The organism is Pseudomonas sp. TNT2022 ID642 (assembly GCF_028656995.1).
In the GTDB taxonomy this organism is placed as follows: domain Bacteria; phylum Pseudomonadota; class Gammaproteobacteria; order Pseudomonadales; family Pseudomonadaceae; genus Aquipseudomonas.
Genome location: NZ_JAMDGW010000038.1, coordinates 11,651 through 27,028, shown reverse-complemented (window position 1 = coordinate 27,028; position 15,378 = coordinate 11,651). Strand labels below are relative to the sequence as shown.

The 15,378-nt window shown below is 57.1% G+C and carries 15 protein-coding genes; 4 read left to right on the top strand and 11 right to left on the bottom strand.

The genetic code is table 11. The annotated features are described in order from the left end of the window. Positions 1-187: 187 nt before the first annotated feature. Together M5G26_RS27985 and M5G26_RS27980 are read right to left on the bottom strand one after the other, a co-directional pair. A complete protein-coding gene (locus tag M5G26_RS27985) occupies positions 188-1,813 on the bottom strand; it encodes a methyl-accepting chemotaxis protein (protein ID WP_134175161.1) in 1,626 nt (541 codons plus the stop codon). A gap of 130 nt (positions 1,814-1,943) precedes the next feature. Then, on the bottom strand, positions 1,944-2,999 hold the full coding sequence (locus M5G26_RS27980) for an amidohydrolase family protein (protein ID WP_443218400.1): 1,056 nt from the start codon (positions 2,997-2,999) through the stop codon (positions 1,944-1,946). Positions 3,000-3,128: 129 nt separating this feature from the next. On the opposite strand from M5G26_RS27980, the gene M5G26_RS27975 reads away from it, so the two are divergent. Both M5G26_RS27975 and M5G26_RS27970 read left to right on the top strand, forming a co-directional pair. Next, complete coding sequence (locus M5G26_RS27975) at positions 3,129-3,545, top strand: OsmC family protein (protein WP_007919858.1); 417 nt, start codon at positions 3,129-3,131, stop codon at positions 3,543-3,545. Between the two features lie 61 nt (positions 3,546-3,606). Then, on the top strand, positions 3,607-4,473 hold the full coding sequence (locus M5G26_RS27970) for a pirin family protein (RefSeq protein WP_273917041.1): 867 nt from the start codon (positions 3,607-3,609) through the stop codon (positions 4,471-4,473). A gap of 245 nt (positions 4,474-4,718) precedes the next feature. On the opposite strand, the gene M5G26_RS27965 is transcribed toward M5G26_RS27970, so the two are convergent. From M5G26_RS27965 to M5G26_RS27950, 4 genes are all read right to left on the bottom strand, one after another. Next, entirely contained in the window at positions 4,719-5,447 is a 729-nt protein-coding gene (locus tag M5G26_RS27965; protein ID WP_273917040.1) for a dienelactone hydrolase family protein, read from the bottom strand. A gap of 68 nt (positions 5,448-5,515) precedes the next feature. Continuing rightward, complete coding sequence (gene htpG / locus M5G26_RS27960) at positions 5,516-7,420, bottom strand: molecular chaperone HtpG (RefSeq protein WP_038364056.1); 1,905 nt, start codon at positions 7,418-7,420, stop codon at positions 5,516-5,518. A gap of 82 nt (positions 7,421-7,502) precedes the next feature. Further along, positions 7,503-7,955 carry a PaaI family thioesterase gene (locus M5G26_RS27955; protein ID WP_273917039.1) on the bottom strand — a complete coding sequence of 151 codons (453 nt, stop codon included), beginning with the start codon at positions 7,953-7,955 and terminating at the stop codon, positions 7,503-7,505. After that, a complete protein-coding gene (locus M5G26_RS27950; RefSeq protein ID WP_134175172.1) occupies positions 7,952-8,428 on the bottom strand; it encodes a PaaI family thioesterase in 477 nt (158 codons plus the stop codon). Before M5G26_RS27950 ends, M5G26_RS27955 begins: the two co-directional genes overlap by 4 nt. Positions 8,429-8,586: 158 nt before the next feature. Here M5G26_RS27950 and M5G26_RS27945 point away from each other — a divergent pair, with 158 nt between their 5' ends. Next, positions 8,587-8,823 carry a hypothetical protein gene (locus M5G26_RS27945; protein WP_007919867.1) on the top strand — a complete coding sequence of 79 codons (237 nt, stop codon included), beginning with the start codon at positions 8,587-8,589 and terminating at the stop codon, positions 8,821-8,823. A gap of 78 nt (positions 8,824-8,901) precedes the next feature. Here M5G26_RS27945 and M5G26_RS27940 read toward each other — a convergent pair whose 3' ends face one another. After that, positions 8,902-9,303 (bottom strand): MAPEG family protein, encoded by a 402-nt coding sequence (locus M5G26_RS27940; RefSeq protein WP_134175174.1) that lies wholly within the window; start codon positions 9,301-9,303, stop codon positions 8,902-8,904. After that, positions 9,303-10,040, bottom strand: coding sequence for a DUF599 domain-containing protein (locus tag M5G26_RS27935; protein WP_007919871.1), 738 nt, complete (start codon positions 10,038-10,040; stop codon positions 9,303-9,305). The genes M5G26_RS27940 and M5G26_RS27935 overlap by 1 nt, the downstream gene beginning before the upstream one ends. A gap of 232 nt (positions 10,041-10,272) precedes the next feature. On the opposite strand from M5G26_RS27935, the gene M5G26_RS27930 reads away from it, so the two are divergent. Beyond that, on the top strand, positions 10,273-11,508 hold the full coding sequence (locus M5G26_RS27930) for a hypothetical protein (RefSeq protein ID WP_273917038.1): 1,236 nt from the start codon (positions 10,273-10,275) through the stop codon (positions 11,506-11,508). 96 nt (positions 11,509-11,604) lie between these two features. Here the strand turns inward: M5G26_RS27930 and brnQ are convergent, their stop codons facing one another. The 3 genes from brnQ to sucC form a co-directional block, all read right to left on the bottom strand. Next, on the bottom strand, positions 11,605-12,918 hold the full coding sequence (gene brnQ / locus M5G26_RS27925) for a branched-chain amino acid transport system II carrier protein (RefSeq protein WP_007919876.1): 1,314 nt from the start codon (positions 12,916-12,918) through the stop codon (positions 11,605-11,607). Between the two features lie 406 nt (positions 12,919-13,324). Next, the gene (gene sucD, locus M5G26_RS27920; RefSeq protein WP_008082972.1) at positions 13,325-14,206 is read right to left on the bottom strand and encodes a succinate--CoA ligase subunit alpha; all 882 of its coding nucleotides are present in this window, start codon (positions 14,204-14,206) and stop codon (positions 13,325-13,327) included. Beyond that, positions 14,206-15,372: an ADP-forming succinate--CoA ligase subunit beta gene (sucC, locus tag M5G26_RS27915; RefSeq protein WP_007919879.1), complete on the bottom strand. Its 1,167-nt coding sequence runs from the start codon at positions 15,370-15,372 to the stop codon at positions 14,206-14,208. The genes sucD and sucC overlap by 1 nt, the downstream gene beginning before the upstream one ends. Positions 15,373-15,378: the final 6 nt, after the last annotated feature.

Sequence of the window (15,378 nt, the reverse complement as noted above, 5' to 3'; positions counted from 1 at the left end):
ACCCCAGCCCTCTCCCGAAGGAGAGGGAGCCGACCGAGATGTCTCACCAGCTACATCGACCTGAACGACCGAGTCGATTATGGATTCACCAAAGAATGGTCAGGTCGGCGTAGCTCTTTAATTCCCCACGGTCAGTCCCCTCTCCCCTTGGGAGAGGGCTAGGGTGAGGGGCTTTTGAAGGCGAAACTCAAACCGAGAACTTAGCGACCATGCTGTTCAAATCCACCGCCAACCGCGACAGCTCCTGGCTCGCCGCACTCGTCTGATTGGCACCCGCCGAGGTCTGCATCGCCAGATCACGAATATTCATCAGATTGCGATCCACTTCCCGCGCCACCGCCGCTTGCTCCTCCGAAGCACTGGCGATCACCAGATTGCGCTCGTTGATCAGCGTGAACGCCGAGGCGATCTCTTCAAGTGCAGTCCCCGCAGCCTTGGCCAACTCCAGCGTCGAACGCGCGCGCACATTACTCTGCTGCATCGAACTCACCGCCGAATCGGTGCCCTGCTGAATCCCGCCAATCATCTGCTCGATCTCTTGCGTCGACTGCTGCGTGCGATGCGCCAGGGCCCGTACCTCATCGGCTACCACCGCGAACCCGCGCCCGGCATCACCGGCCCGCGCCGCCTCGATCGCAGCATTCAAAGCGAGCAGATTGGTCTGCTCGGCAATCGAACGGATCACGTCCAGCACTTTACTGATGCCATGAACCTTCTGCGCCAGATCCTCTACCTGCGACGCATTATTGGTGACGTCTTGGGCGAGGAACTCAATCGACGCAACGGTCTGCTGCACTTGCTCACGGCCATGCTGGGCAATACGATCGGATTCACGAGAGGCCTCGGACGTGGCCACCGCATTGCTCGCCACCTCCTCCACCGCAGCCGTCATCTGATTGACCGCTGTAGCCGCTTGCTCGATTTCCAGACTCTGCTGGTGCAAGCCGCGCGTAGCGTCCTCCGTGACGCAACTCAGCTCCTCCGACGCCGAGGCCAACTGGCTGGAGGACTCGGAGATTTGCCGAATCGTGTCGCGCAGGTTGTGTTGCATGCTCTTGAGGGCGTGCAGCAGTCGCGCCGGTTCGTCCTTGCCGCTGATATTGATATCGCCGGTCAGATCACCACCGGCCACCACCTCGGCAACACCCAACGATTGCGCCAGCGGCAACACGATGCTGCGCGTCAGCAACAGGGCCAGGCCAATGGTGATCAACGCGGTAACGCCAATCATCACCCCGACCCACACTCGCGAATTGGTAAACACCAGCCGCGCTGCTTCAGTGGCGAGATTGGCATTGTGTTTATTCAGCTCAACCAGTTCGCGTAAAAGCACTGCGATTTCATCGGCCAGGGGACCCATCTGAGCGTTGAGAATGGTCGCGGCTTCCTCAACCCGATTCTGCGCGGACAACTGCATGACCTGCGCCTGAAACTCCAGGTACTGGTGCTCGGCAACCTTGAAGCGATCGAACAGCTTGCGCTCCTCGGGCAGTACGATCAGCACGTCATAACGTTGCTGGGCCTCACTGAGCACACCGCGTAATTCATTGAGTTTGGCAACGTTCTGTTCGAGCGCCTGCGGATCGCGATTGAGCAACAGGCGCATGGTCAGCGCGCGCAGGCGCAGCATGTCCTGACTCATCTCACCGACTGCCATGACACTCGGCAGCCAGTTGTTATCAACCTCGTCGGACTGCGCGCGCATGTTCGACATTTGCAATAAAGCGAACGCCCCAAGGGCAAATACCATCAACGCCAACAAGCCAAAACCGAGGCCGGCGCGCGGGGCAATATTGAGACTACGGATACTCATTGCTCTGGTTCCTTCCAAAAGCGCTGCATCGACCCTGCAGCTGGTTGCTTTAGAAGGTATCGGCCCGGTGAAAATTTGCGTAAGACGAAAAGGCGATATCAAAAGGCCTTGATCCTTCGAACTGTCGTCATTAACGATTCAGCGTGGTTTTCTCGGACTTGAGCTCCGTTCGCGGCAAGATCGCCAGGAAGTTATCCCGCGCGACTTTTTTCGCAACGTCCTCGGGCAACGCATCAAGGAACGGCTTGAAGCTGTGCATTTCCTCACCGAGCTTGTTGAATCGCCCGACCACGTCCGAGCCGAGCATAAAGCGCTCCGGATACTTCTCGACCAGCGCCAGCCATTCCGGGCGCGGCTTGCCCTGTTCGTCCAGCAGATACGGCGTGAGCATGCTCCAGGACAGGTCGATAAACAGGTTGGGATACGCCTCAAGCATGCGCGTCAGCGTGGGCAGCAAGAACTTCAGTTGCGTCTGATGCCGATGGATTTCAGCGCTGGTGCCGGCGTGCGCCCAGATGAATCGCGTATGCGGGTGATTGCGCAGCGGCTCTTCGATTTCCTTCAGGTAGAGCGGATTCTTCTCACGCTTGGAAGTGATGTTGGAATGCAGCATGACCGGTAGATCGTTCTCGGCTGCCAGGTGATAGATCTTGGTCATCGCTTCGTTGTTGGCGCGCGGCGTATCGCCAGAGGTCAGCGCTGTCAGGTCATCATGGCGGGTGAACACCTCGCCGATGCCCTGCCACAGCCCCGGATACAGATCGAGCATGCGCTGGATGTGCGCGGCGGAGTTCTTGTCGTTCGGGTTGAATCCGGAAAGAAACGGATGAAAGTACGGCCGTTGTTCTGCGCTCAGTTTTTGCACGGCGTCGGCGACAATCACGTCGGTCGCGCTATACCAGTAAGCATCGGCGTCATCACCGGCGTAATAGCGCGGGCGCTTGGGTTCGTCCTCATGCCACTTCTTCGCGACCGGAATGCCGGAAATCATCACATGCTCGATGGAATTGTCCTGCATGGCCGTCAGCAATTTCGCCATGCCTGCGCTTTCCTGGAAAAAGTCCACGTAATGCAGGTGCGCATCGCTGTAGGTGTATTCGCGGGCACTGACGTTGCCGGCAAACACCAACAAGCAGGCAAGACTCAAACGATACAGGGACACAAGTAATCTCCAGAAAGTAGGCATAGCCTAGACCGCGCCCCGACAACAAGGGTTCATCCCGCAGGAAAGTGGAACGCGTACCGGTGGGAATGCTCTATAACTGCAAGGTCTTTTTTGATCGAAGCGACTTTTCCTACTGCCAGTGAGGTTCCCATGACCGTTACCGTCAATACCGTCTCCGCTGAAGGTTTTCGCCATACCGTACAGATTGATGACCACGAACTGTTTGCCGATGTGCCGAAATCCGCCGGCGGCGAAGGCTCGGCACCTGAGCCGCACGACTATTTCGATGCGGCCCTCGGCGCCTGCAAAGCGCTGACCCTGAAGATGTACGCGAAGAAGAAAGACATTCCGCTGACCGGCGTCGGGGTCGACGTCAAACGCGACAACAGTGAAGAGCAGAAAGGCAAATACGTCCTGCACGTCACCCTCACCCTCAAAGGCGTGCTCACCGACGCCCAGCGTGAGGAACTGCTGCGCGTCGCCGACCGCTGCCCGATTCACAAGCTGATGACCACCACCGACGTCAGCATCGAAACCCACGCCCCGCAAGGCTTCGATAGCCAGTAATCCTCCTCATGCCAGCGGCGGGTTATGCTTCTGGCATCACCCGCTCAGCCTGGAATGCACCATGGACACGCAACCTCTGATCATCCGCCCGCGCGCCGAAGACGTCGAAGGCCAGCCGATTCTGCGCCCACTGCCGTCAGCCAAATGCCGCAGCGTCGGGCCTTTCGTGTTTTTTGATCACATGCTCGAGACGGTTTATCCGACGGGCAAAGGCATGAACATCCGACAGCACCCGCACATCGGTCTGTCGACGCTCACGTATTTGTTTGAAGGGCAGATTCAGCACAAGGACAGCCTCGGCTCGGATCAGGTTGTTGGCGCTGGCGATGTCAGCTGGATGACCGCCGGCAGCGCGATTGCGCACGTTGAACGCACCCCTGAGCCGTTGTGGGACCAGAGCTTCACCATGCACGGCTTGCAGATCTGGTTGGCTTCGCCCAAAGATCACGAGCAAGGCCCGGGGCATTACAGCCATCACCCGGCGGCAACCTTACCGGTCAGCGATAACCTCGGCGTACAGATTCGGATGATTGCCGGGTCAGGCTTTTGCCTGGAATCGCCGGTGCCGGTGCTTTCTCCTACGTTGTATGCGGAAGTGAAGATGCAAACGGCGACCACCCTGCTGATTCCGACCGAGCATGAAGAGCGGGCGGTTTATGTGCTGAGTGGGGATGCGCAGTTGGATGGCGAGGCGATTGAGCCGCATGCGCTGGTGGTGTTGCCGGCGGGTGAGGAGATGAGTTTGTTCGCCGATAGTGATTTGCACGCCGTGGTGTTTGGTGGCGCGCCATTGGACGGGCCACGGCGGATCAACTGGAATTTTGTTGCGAGCGATCCGGCGGCGATTGATGAGGCACGGCGTAAATGGGCGGCCGGGGACTGGCCGACGGTGCCGGGGGAAGTTGAGCGGATCGAGTTACCGCGCTGAAAAGCACCCTCACCCGAGCGCTCCCGAAACGTCGGACCGCCCACAGGGAGAGGGGGCCGACCGAGGTGTCTTCAGTCATCCATCGACCTGAAATATAGCGTCGATTATGGGTTCAGCTAAACACAGCAGACGATTTCGGATTCACATAAGCATTTTCAGGTCGGCGTCACTCCCAAGCATCCCCCATTCAGTCCCCTCTCCCTCCGGGAGAGGGTTAGGGTGAGGGGCTTTTGCTTTTCAGGCTTTTAGCCCTTGAACACTTCATCCAGCAAATCATGCATCGACTTGAACGCGCGCTTGGCGGTCTTCGCGTCGTACATCATCTTGCCCGGCACATTCGCATGCGGGTCAGTGAACGAGTGCACCGCACCGCCGTAGCTCAGCAGTTGCCAATCGACCTTTGCCGCGTTCATTTCGTCTTCAAACGCCGGCAATTGCTCTTTCGGCACCAACGGGTCAGAAGCACCGTGCAGAACCAACACCGAACCTTTGATGTTCTGCGCATCGGCCGGGTTCGGCGAATCCAGCGTCCCGTGGAACGACACAACAGCCTTCACCGCCGCGCCAGTGCGCGCCAGATCCAGCGCACAGCAACCGCCGAAGCAGAAACCAAACACCGCCAGCTTCGAGGTATCCACCGCCGCTTCGCCCTGCTTCTGCAACTGCTCGAACGCCGCCTGCATACGCGTGCGCAGCAGCGCGCGATCATTCTTCAACGGCATCATCGCCGCGCCAGCCTGATCAGCGTTTTGCGGACGCACCGCCTGACCGTAGACATCCGCAATCAACACCACGTAGCCCTTGGCCGCCACCGATTTGGCGATCTCTTCGGCACCGGCGCTGACACCCATCCAGTTCGGCGCCATCAACAAACCCGGAAGCGCGCCTTTGTGCTCGGCATCGAACGCCAGACGACCTTCATAAGGCTGGCCGTCAATCTGATAGACCACGGAACGTACAGTGACTTGGCTCATTTCTGACTCCTGATTGGTTAAACACCAGAATGAAAAAACCCGCCGAAGCGGGTTTTTCTGCGACTTGGTTAAACCGACAGTTCAACCAGCAGCTTGTTCAGACGGCGCACATAAGCGGCCGGGTCTTTCAAGCTGTCGCCGGCAGCCAGCGCTGCCTGATCGAAGAGGATGTGCGACAGGTCGCCAAAACGCTCTTCGCTCTGCTCGCCATCGAGTTTCTCGATCAGCGGGTGGCTCGGGTTGAATTCGAAGATCGGCTTCGAATCCGGCACCTTCTGACCGCTGGCTTCGAGGATCTGACGCATTTGCAGACCCAGATCCTGTTCGCCGATGGCCAGAATGGCCGGCGAATCGGTCAGACGATGCGATACGCGGACTTCCGCCACGGAATCGCCCAGCGCGGTTTTCAGACGCTCAACCAGACCTTCTTTCGACTTGGCGACTTCTTCTGCGGCTTTCTTGTCCTCTTCCGAGTCCAGGTTGCCCAGATCAAGATCACCACGTGCCACGTCGACGAAAGTCTTGCCGTCGAATTCGCTGAGGTAGCTCATCAGCCACTCGTCGATACGGTCGGTCAGCAGCAGCACTTCGATGCCTTTCTTGCGGAAGACTTCCAGGTGCGGGCTGTTTTTAACCTGCGCGTAGGTTTCGCCGGTGAGGTAGTAGATTTTGTCCTGACCTTCCTTGGCGCGGGCCAGGTAGTCGGCCAGACCGACGATCTGCTCGCCGTCGTCGCCTTGGGTCGATGCGAAACGCAGCAGACCGGCAATTTTCTCTTTGTTGGCGAAGTCTTCGGCCGGGCCTTCTTTCATGACCTGACCGAAGTTCTTCCAGAAGCCCTTGTATTGCTCAGGCTCGTTCTTCGCCAGTTTTTCCAACATGTCGAGCACGCGCTTGGTCAGCGCAGTCTTCATCGAATCGATGATCGGGTCTTTCTGCAGGATTTCACGCGACACGTTCAGCGACAGGTCGTTGGAATCGACCACGCCTTTGATGAAGCGCAGGTACAGCGGCAGGAACGACTCGGCCTGATCCATGACGAACACGCGTTGCACGTACAGTTTCAGGCCTTTCGGCGCTTCACGCTGGTACAGGTCGAACGGTGCGCGGGCCGGCACGTACAGCAGCGAGCTGTATTCGAGCTTGCCTTCGACTTTGTTGTGGCTCCAGGCCAGCGGGTTTTCAAAGTCGTGAGCGATGTGCTTGTAGAACTCCTGGTATTCCTCGTCCTTCACTTCAGTGCGCGGACGGGTCCACAGGGCGCTGGCGCGGTTGACGGTTTCCCACTCAACGGCCGGAGCCTCTTCACCTTCGGCAGCCGCAGCTTCTTTCGGCAGCTCGATCGGCAAAGCGATGTGGTCGGAATACTTCTTGATGATGTTGCGCAGACGCCAGCCATCGGCGAACTCGTCTTCTGCAGCCTTCAGGTGCAGAACGATACGGGTGCCGCGCTCTGGTTTGTCGATGGTGGCGACTTCGAACTCGCCCTCGCCTTTCGACGACCAGTGCACGCCTTCGCTGGCCGGGGTACCGGCGCGACGGCTGTATACGTCAACCTGGTCGGCAACGATGAAGGCGGAGTAGAAGCCCACACCGAACTGGCCGATCAGGTGCGAATCTTTCTTCTGATCGCCCGAGAGGTTCTTCATGAAATCGGCAGTGCCGGATTTGGCGATGGTCCCCAGGTGGGTGATCACATCGTCACGGTTCATGCCGATACCGTTGTCTTCGAGGGTGACGGTCTTGGCGTCCTTGTCGAAGCTCACACGGATTTTCAGATCAGCGCCACCTTCGAGCAACTCTGGCTTGGCCAGGGCTTCGAAGCGCAGCTTGTCGACAGCGTCAGAGGCGTTCGAGATCAATTCGCGAAGGAAAATTTCCTTGTTGGAATACAGCGAATGGATCATGAGGTGCAGCAGCTGCTTTACCTCGGTCTGGAAGCCCAGGGTTTCCTTTTGAGTTTCCACACTCATGGTCATCAAACTCCAATCAGATGGCAGTGGCCGCGACCCGAAATGGTCGGCGGCGGGTTGTCTTGTGAGTTTGGGGCGCTGTTCAGGATTTCAAGGGCTCATCGATTTTGAAGTGCGCACGAGCGGTGGCAATCGGTTCGCTTTCGGTACTTTGCCAGGCGGTGATCGCGACGTTGGCGACGCGCCGGCCTTGGCGACAGACCTGACATTTGGCCCAAGTGTCGCGAAACTGCCCGGCGCGCAGGTAATCGAGGGAGAAGTCGATGATCTTCGGCACGCCAGGCGCGCCGGTGAAAATCAACAGATGCAGGGCAGCAGCCAGCTCCATGAATCCGGCAATCACCCCGCCGTGAATCGCCGGCAATAAAGGGTTACCAATGTTGTCCTTGTTCGACGGCAGCTTGAACAGCAATTCATCGCCGACGCGTGAGCACTCGATGCCGATCAGCCCAGCGTAGGGAATCAACTGCAATAGCGGCGCGTAGTCGCCCTGCGTGTGAGCTTTGAGCAATTGCTGTTTGAGGTCATCGCTCATTGCCCTTCTCCCTTGATTACGCCGCCAAAGCCTTTGGTGCCTTTGAGGCCCTTGCCCATGCGCATGAACGTCCCGACCACATGGGCGATCGGCCGCTCAGGGTCATCCTGATAAGCGAAACCGCGGGCGAAGATCACATCGGTGGTCACCCGGTAGCATTGAGCGAAGCCATACACATCTTTATCGGGTTCGGCGGCATGCATGTAGTCGATGCGCAGGTCGAGCGTCGGGCAGACCTCGAATTCCGGCAAAACGCAAAGGGTGGACATTCCGCAGGCGGTGTCCATCAATGAGGTAATTGCGCCGCCGTGGATCACGCCGGTCTGTGGGTTACCTACGATTTTCGCGCTGTACGGCAGGATCACCGTAAGCCCTTCGCTGGACGCGCTGTGCACGCGCAATCCGAGTACCTGACAGTGTCGCAGCGCGGAGAGAAACCGCGTCGCGCGCTCAAAAACGGGGTTTGCGGCCATTTGATAATTACTCTCGTTAGAGCCTTTTGCCAGTAGTAGGCAATACAGCAAAAGTTCCGTGTAAAAACAAACTTATATATCTGAAAGAAATGAGGAACTTAACCTGTAGCGCCGAGTTCTTAAGGCCAGTAGTTATTTTCCATAAGGAGAAACACCCCATGCGTAAGACTTTTGCTATTGCCTTGATGTTGACCGCTTCCCTCGGTCTCGCTGCCTGCGATAAAAAATCCGAGGACAAAGCTCAAGATGCCAACCAACATGCTGAACAAGCTCAGCAAGACATGAACAAAGCTCAGGATAAAGTGAACGACGCTGCGAAAGAAAACGCCGAAGCTGCCAAAGCTCAGGCTGAATCGAACGCTGCTGCACAAGAAGAAGCTGCCAAGAAGCAATAATTCGCTTTTTGCTGCAGAAAAAAGAAAACCCGCCAAGTGCGGGTTTTCTTTTGCCTGTCATTTAGCGCCGGGCTCGCCTTAGAGCAAGACAGTTCTAAAAGTCGGACTAATCATCAGTAACAGCGAGCACAGTACGCCAACTACCCAAACCAGGCTGCGCAGTTTGGGTTGGTCGGCCAGATAGAGCCACAAATAGAGGATCCGCGCGATAACAAAAACGATCGCCAATGTATCGATCAGCCATCCTGCCGTCTGAGTGGTGTGCGCCATCAACACGCCGACCGAAAACAACATGAACGCTTCAATCGTATTCTGATGCGCCGCCAGCGCCCTCGCGCCGTAGCCGGTCAGTTGCGCTTGTTGTTGGCGCGGCAAGTGGTTGTTGTAACCGCCCTGCTCTTTCATCGCCTTGCCCACCGGCATGCGCGCGATATAAATCAACAGCGCAGTGATAAACACACACCAGAACGGAATACTCATCAAGCGACCTCTTTGTTTGTCTCGGGAATGGGAGCTTCTGTAGGGGTATAGACCATGACATCGAGAACGTCGGAATGAAACTCGCGGCGGTACAAGACCAATACCACCCCGGCGCTCATCAGCATGAACAGCCACGGGCTGACAAACCAGGCCAGCATGGTCATGCCGAAGTAGTAAGAGCGCAGCCCGAAGTTGAACTGGTTGGCCGCCATCGAAATCACTCGCGCCGCCCGCGCAGCGAAGGCCTTGCGCTCCTGTTCGGAAACATGTCGTTCCCCGATCATCGGCGCCGATCCCACCAACACAGCCGCGAAGTTGTACTGCCGCATACACCAACTGAAGGTGAAGAACGCGTAGACGAACACCATCGCCAGACACAGCAACTTGATTTCCGACATGCCCTGTGACGCCTGTTGCACCATCGGAATGTCTGCCAGCAACGACACTGCCCGCTCGGACGCGCCAAGCACGGTGAGAATACCGGCGAGGATAATCAGCGTGCTCGAGGCGAAGAACGAAGCGTTGCGCTCAAGGTTGCCGATCACGCTGGCGTCGGCAATGCGGTTGTCACGCAGGAGCATGCGGCGCATCCAGTCTTCGCGGTACAGGTGCAGCACACTGGCCAGGCACGCTGTGTCGCGGCCCTTCCAGGAGGCATAACGGGTATAACCGCCCCAACAGATGACAAACCAGATAGCGGCGAGCAGGTGAATCAGATTGGCTTGGATGAACGACATTCGTTTTCCTGAGCATGAGGAATGATGGGGGTAACGCTTTTTTTCGACGTATTGGCTCGCAAAAAGACACGCTCATCGAGCGTCGAATTTATTCAAAAATAGACCGTAGCTATTAATTTGCGAAGGCTGATACCTGTCAACTCTGACAGTAGCACCGAGGGTGAGGCGGGCATAAGGTTGTTTCTGACCAGAGAATACTGACAGGCACGCTTATCCAGACAAGGACTCGATCATGACACCTTCGAACGCTGCACTGCCCATTGACGCAACATTTGGTAACCAAGGGTATGCCGACTCTTTTGCTCCGGGAAGCCAGGCGTTGAGCATCGCAGGCTTACGCCCTGATGGAAAAATTCTTCTCGTGGGACAGACCTTTGTAGACGGCAAGGCCAGTTTTCATTTGGCGCAGTTACTGGCGGACGGCACTAACGATACTGGCTTCAACAAAAACGGTTTGATCGTAGGTACGTTTACAGGTTCGGGACAAGCGAGCGGAACTGGCGCCTGTCTTTATAAAGACGGGAAGGCGCTGCTTTTCGGGTCTCAATATGATCAGGGCCAAGGGAACCGGTTTGCGCTTGCCAGATTTTTCGCAGATGGTGAAAGAGATCGCGAGTTCGGTGCCGATGGGACGGTTTACATCCCTTTCCTGCCACAGTCCGAATCGCAATTGCCAAAACCTAAGGCATCCATCACCTCGCGATCCAGAACCCGGGTAGTACTGACCGCTGATGAAAAAATTCTCGTGGGTCAAAGCAACCGACTGTTCAGACTTGATCAGGAAGGAGTTTTTGATACCACTTTTAACGGAAAAGGCTGGTTAGATCTTGCACCGAGCATCTCTTCGATTTCGGTTGCTGAGAATGGAGTCATCACAGTCGCAGGCGCGACAGCGGCCTCTCGAAAAGGAGTGATCGTGCGTCTGAATGTAAATGGAACGCCCGATGAAGACTTCGGCGATGATGGCACTGGAACTGTCTACCTCCCATCGGATTACCCGACCAGCGTACGAAGCCTGATGCTACGTGCTGACGGTAGTTTCTTCGTCGCTGGCGAAGTCGACACCGCTCCTAACGACGATTGGGGTAAAGGGCGTAAGGGAATGATGGCCGCGTACAACCCGAACGGTAAACCAAATATTGCATTCAATCAGGGTACGCCTATCGTCACTGATCTTGGATTAACCGACGGTTGCAGTTGGTTCGATCTGAGTGGGGAGCCTAAGGATGGTCTGGTCGTGGTGGGAGGCACGGGGCAAAGAACAAGAGAGCAAATGCTCGCCTGCCGCTATCTGGCAACGGGAGAACTAGACACATCCTTTGGTGAAGGCAAGGGATACGTTACTCAGTACTTGGGGCCTGGTATGCAGTGGATTTCGGTGGCAGTGCAGCCCGACAAGCGAATACTCCTGAGCCGCGACAGCGACAACATCAATTTAGGGGCTCTGGTCGTACGTTATCTAGGCTGAGGATTATCAGCGTTCATAAAAAAATGCCCCGTATCGATTGATACGGGGCATTTCTGTTTAAGCGTTGAAGACCCGCTTATGGCGGGTCAGGCAACGTCAGGCAACCGCTTCGCTGCGCTTGCCCAGCATGCGATCGCAAACCACTGCAACCACCAGCGTCATCACACACGGCACCAACCAGGCCAGACCCTGCTCGCTCAGCGGCAGGTGGGACAACTGCGATGGCATCCAGCCGGCCAGACCGGCGCCTTTCAGCGCGTCGATGGTGCCGAAGATGAACGACACCAGCATCACCGGACCGAGGATACGGCCGTGCTCATGCCAGAAGTCTTTGCAGAAGCTCAGCGCGACCAAAACGATGCACGGCGGATAGATTGCGGTCAGCACAGGAATCGAGAACGCAATCAGCTTGGTCAGGCCCAGGTTGGACACCAGCAGCGAGAATGCCGCCAGAATGATCACCAGGGTCTTATAGGACAGTGGCAGCACACGGCTGAAGTATTCGGCACACGCACAAGTCAGACCGACCGCCGTCACCAGACACGCCAGCGAGATCAGCACCGCGAGGAAACCGCTGCCCAGCGAACCGAAGGTGTGTTGCACATACGCGTGCAATACCGCCGCGCCATTGGTCGCGCCCGCTGCTACTTCGTGGCTGCCCGAACCGAGGCGGAACAGGCTGACATAGACCAGCGCCAGACCGACACCGGCAATCAGGCCAGCGATGATCGCGTAACGGGTGATCAGCGCCGGCGACTCGACGCCACGGGAGCGGATCGCGTTAACGATGACGATGCCGAACACCAGTGCGCCCAGGGTATCCATGGTCAGGTAACCATTGATAAAGCCTTGGGAGAACGGTGCCGCCACGTATTCTGGCGTGCCATGGCCGATGTCACCCGCCGGCAAAGCGAATGCAGCGATACCCAGGACCGCCAGCGCGATGATCTTCAATGGCGCGAGGAAGCGGCCCACGGTGTCCAGCAAACGCCCAGGGTAGAGCGAGATGAAGAACACCAGCAGGAAGTACACCGAGCTGTAGAGGAACAGCGCCAGCGGGCTTTCGCCGGTCAGCGGCGCCAAACCTACTTCGAAGGATACGGTCGCGGTACGCGGGGTGGCGAACAACGGGCCGACCGCCAGGTAGCACGCAGCCGCCAGAATGCCGCCAGCGATCTTGCCGATCGGGCTGCTCAGCGCATCCATCGCCCCACCGACCTTGGCCAGCGCAACGACGGTGATCACCGGCAGACCGACCGCGGTGATCAGGAAGCCCAGCGCGGCCATCCAGACGTGAGGTCCGGCCTGCAAACCAACGATCGGCGGGAAAATGATGTTGCCAGCCCCAACGAACAGGGCAAATGTCATAAAGCCAAGTGCCAGGATGTCCTGACCTTTCAAAACTTTCATTAAGGTAATACCACACTACTGAATCGGAATTTAGAGGGGGATTGCCCTGTGTAATTAGGGAAATGCTGTCGATCCGTATGGGACTGACCCTTAAAGCGCGTTGCATGCCTTGTGGGCGGCAGACGCAAAAATGGCTGCTAGCCTAACGAATTTGGCCTGCAAACGCACTGTTAGAGGGCGAACTATCCGATACGCGACGTTTCCGTGTCGCGTTTACGTATCTATTTTTCGTTGGTACAGCAAAGATCAAAAGATCGCAGCCTTCGGCAGCTCCTACATGAGGGTGAAAGTATTCCCATGTAGGAGCTGCCGAAGGCTGCGATCTTTTGATCTTCTGATCTGCAGAAACGACAAAGGCCACCCGATGGTGGCCTTTGTTTGGTGAAGCGTCAGCTAAGCGCGAGGCTTACTTGACAGCCCAACCGGTCAGCTCGGCCAGTGCCTTGCCGATGTCTGCCAGCGAACGCACGGTTTTCACGCCTGCGTCTTGCAGAGCAGCGAATTTCTCGTCTGCAGTGCCTTTGCCGCCAGAGATGATTGCGCCAGCATGGCCCATGCGCTTGCCCGGAGGAGCAGTCACACCAGCGATGTAGGAAACAACCGGCTTGGTCACGTGTGCCTTGATGTAGGCAGCCGCTTCTTCTTCAGCCGAACCGCCGATCTCACCGATCATCACGATCGCTTCGGTCTTCGGGTCTTCCTGGAACAGCTTCAGGATGTCGATGAAGTTCGAACCCGGGATCGGGTCACCACCGATGCCGACGCAAGTCGACTGACCGAAACCGGCGTCAGTAGTCTGCTTAACAGCTTCGTAGGTCAGGGTGCCGGAACGCGAAACGATACCGACTTTGCCTGGCAAGTGAATGTGACCTGGCATGATGCCGATCTTGCACTCGCCCGGAGTGATAACGCCTGGGCAGTTAGGGCCGATCAGGACTACGCCCAGCTCGTCGCACTTAACTTTAGCGTCCAGCATGTCCAGGGTAGGAATGCCTTCGGTGATGCAGACGATCAGCTTGATGCCGCCGAATGCCGCTTCCAGGATCGAATCTTTGCAGAAAGGAGCCGGAACGTAGATCACGGAAGCGGTAGCGCCAGTGGCCTCTACTGCGTCTTTAACGGTGTTGAACACTGGCAGACCCAGGTGCTCGGTGCCGCCTTTGCCTGGAGTTACGCCGCCAACCATCTTGGTGCCGTATTCGATGGCTTGCTGGGTGTGGAAACTACCTTGCGAACCGGTAATACCCTGGCAGATAACTTTGGTGTCTTTATTGATCAGGACGCTCATTATTTGCCCTCCGCAGCTTTGACAACTTGTTGAGCAGCGTCGGTCAGGCTGGTAGCAGCGATGATGTTCAAACCGCTTTCTGCCAGTACTTTAGCGCCCAGCTCAGCGTTGTTGCCTTCAAGGCGAACAACAACCGGGATTTTCACGCCGACTTCTTTCACAGCGCCGATGATGCCTTCGGCAATCATGTCGCAGCGAACGATGCCGCCGAAGATGTTGACCAGTACTGCAGCGACGTTGGTGTCGGACAGGATGATCTTGAACGCTTCAGTTACGCGTTCTTTGGTAGCGCCACCACCTACGTCGAGGAAGTTGGCTGGCTTGCCGCCATGCAGGTTGACGATGTCCATGGTACCCATGGCCAGGCCAGCACCGTTGACCATGCAGCCGATGTTGCCTTCCAGTGCTACGTAGTTCAGTTCGAACTTGGCAGCGTGCGCTTCGCGCGGATCGTCTTGCGACGGATCGTGGAAAGTCTTCAGCTTAGGCTGACGGTACATTGCGTTGGCGTCGATGTTGATCTTGGCGTCCAGGCAGTGCAGATCGCCATCAGCCTTGATCACCAGCGGGTTCACTTCCAGCAGAGCCAGGTCGTGATCCTTGAACAGTTTGGCCAGACCTACGAAGATCTTGGCGAACTGAGCAACCTGCTTGCCTTCCAGACCCAACTGGAATGCCAGCTCGCGACCCTGGAATGGCTGAGCGCCAACCAGTGGATCGATAGTGGCCTTGAGAATTTTTTCTGGAGTGTCGTGAGCGATTTTCTCGATGTCCACGCCACCTTCGGTGGAAGCCATGAACACGATGCGACGGCTCGAACGGTCAACGACAGCGCCCAGGTACAGCTCTTTAGCGATATCAGTGCACGATTCAACCAGGATCTTGGTGACTGGCTGGCCATTGGCGTCAGTCTGGTAAGTCACCAGACGCTTGCCCAGCCACTGCTGTGCGAAGGCTTTGGCGTCTTCTTTGCTGCGAACCAGCTTGACGCCGCCCGCTTTACCGCGACCACCGGCGTGGACCTGGGCTTTGACAACCCACTCGCTGCCGCCGATTTTGTCGCAAGCTTCTGCTGCTGCTTCCGGGGTGTCTACTGCGTAACCAGTGGAAACTGGCAGGCCGTATTCAGCGAACAGCTGCTTACCCTGATACTCGTGAAGATTCATGCTTTT

What these genes read in the sequence shown, in the direction of transcription:
- htpG (WP_038364056.1), bottom strand. Translation starts at nt 7,420, where the DNA reads ATGAGTGTGGAAACTCAAAAGGAAACCCTGGGCTTCCAGACCGAGGTA.
- M5G26_RS27975 (WP_007919858.1), top strand. Translation starts at nt 3,129, where the DNA reads ATGACCGTTACCGTCAATACCGTCTCCGCTGAAGGTTTTCGCCATACC.
- M5G26_RS27955 (WP_273917039.1), bottom strand. Translation starts at nt 7,955, where the DNA reads ATGAGCGATGACCTCAAACAGCAATTGCTCAAAGCTCACACGCAGGGC.
- sucD (WP_008082972.1), bottom strand. Translation starts at nt 14,206, where the DNA reads ATGAGCGTCCTGATCAATAAAGACACCAAAGTTATCTGCCAGGGTATT.
- brnQ (WP_007919876.1), bottom strand. Translation starts at nt 12,918, where the DNA reads ATGAAAGTTTTGAAAGGTCAGGACATCCTGGCACTTGGCTTTATGACA.
- M5G26_RS27965 (WP_273917040.1), bottom strand. Translation starts at nt 5,447, where the DNA reads ATGAGCCAAGTCACTGTACGTTCCGTGGTCTATCAGATTGACGGCCAG.
- M5G26_RS27945 (WP_007919867.1), top strand. Translation starts at nt 8,587, where the DNA reads ATGCGTAAGACTTTTGCTATTGCCTTGATGTTGACCGCTTCCCTCGGT.
- sucC (WP_007919879.1), bottom strand. Translation starts at nt 15,372, where the DNA reads ATGAATCTTCACGAGTATCAGGGTAAGCAGCTGTTCGCTGAATACGGC.
- M5G26_RS27985 (WP_134175161.1), bottom strand. Translation starts at nt 1,813, where the DNA reads ATGAGTATCCGTAGTCTCAATATTGCCCCGCGCGCCGGCCTCGGTTTT.
- M5G26_RS27950 (WP_134175172.1), bottom strand. Translation starts at nt 8,428, where the DNA reads ATGGCCGCAAACCCCGTTTTTGAGCGCGCGACGCGGTTTCTCTCCGCG.
- M5G26_RS27930 (WP_273917038.1), top strand. Translation starts at nt 10,273, where the DNA reads ATGACACCTTCGAACGCTGCACTGCCCATTGACGCAACATTTGGTAAC.
- M5G26_RS27935 (WP_007919871.1), bottom strand. Translation starts at nt 10,040, where the DNA reads ATGTCGTTCATCCAAGCCAATCTGATTCACCTGCTCGCCGCTATCTGG.
- M5G26_RS27940 (WP_134175174.1), bottom strand. Translation starts at nt 9,303, where the DNA reads ATGAGTATTCCGTTCTGGTGTGTGTTTATCACTGCGCTGTTGATTTAT.
- M5G26_RS27970 (WP_273917041.1), top strand. Translation starts at nt 3,607, where the DNA reads ATGGACACGCAACCTCTGATCATCCGCCCGCGCGCCGAAGACGTCGAA.
- M5G26_RS27980 (WP_443218400.1), bottom strand. Translation starts at nt 2,999, where the DNA reads ATGCCTACTTTCTGGAGATTACTTGTGTCCCTGTATCGTTTGAGTCTT.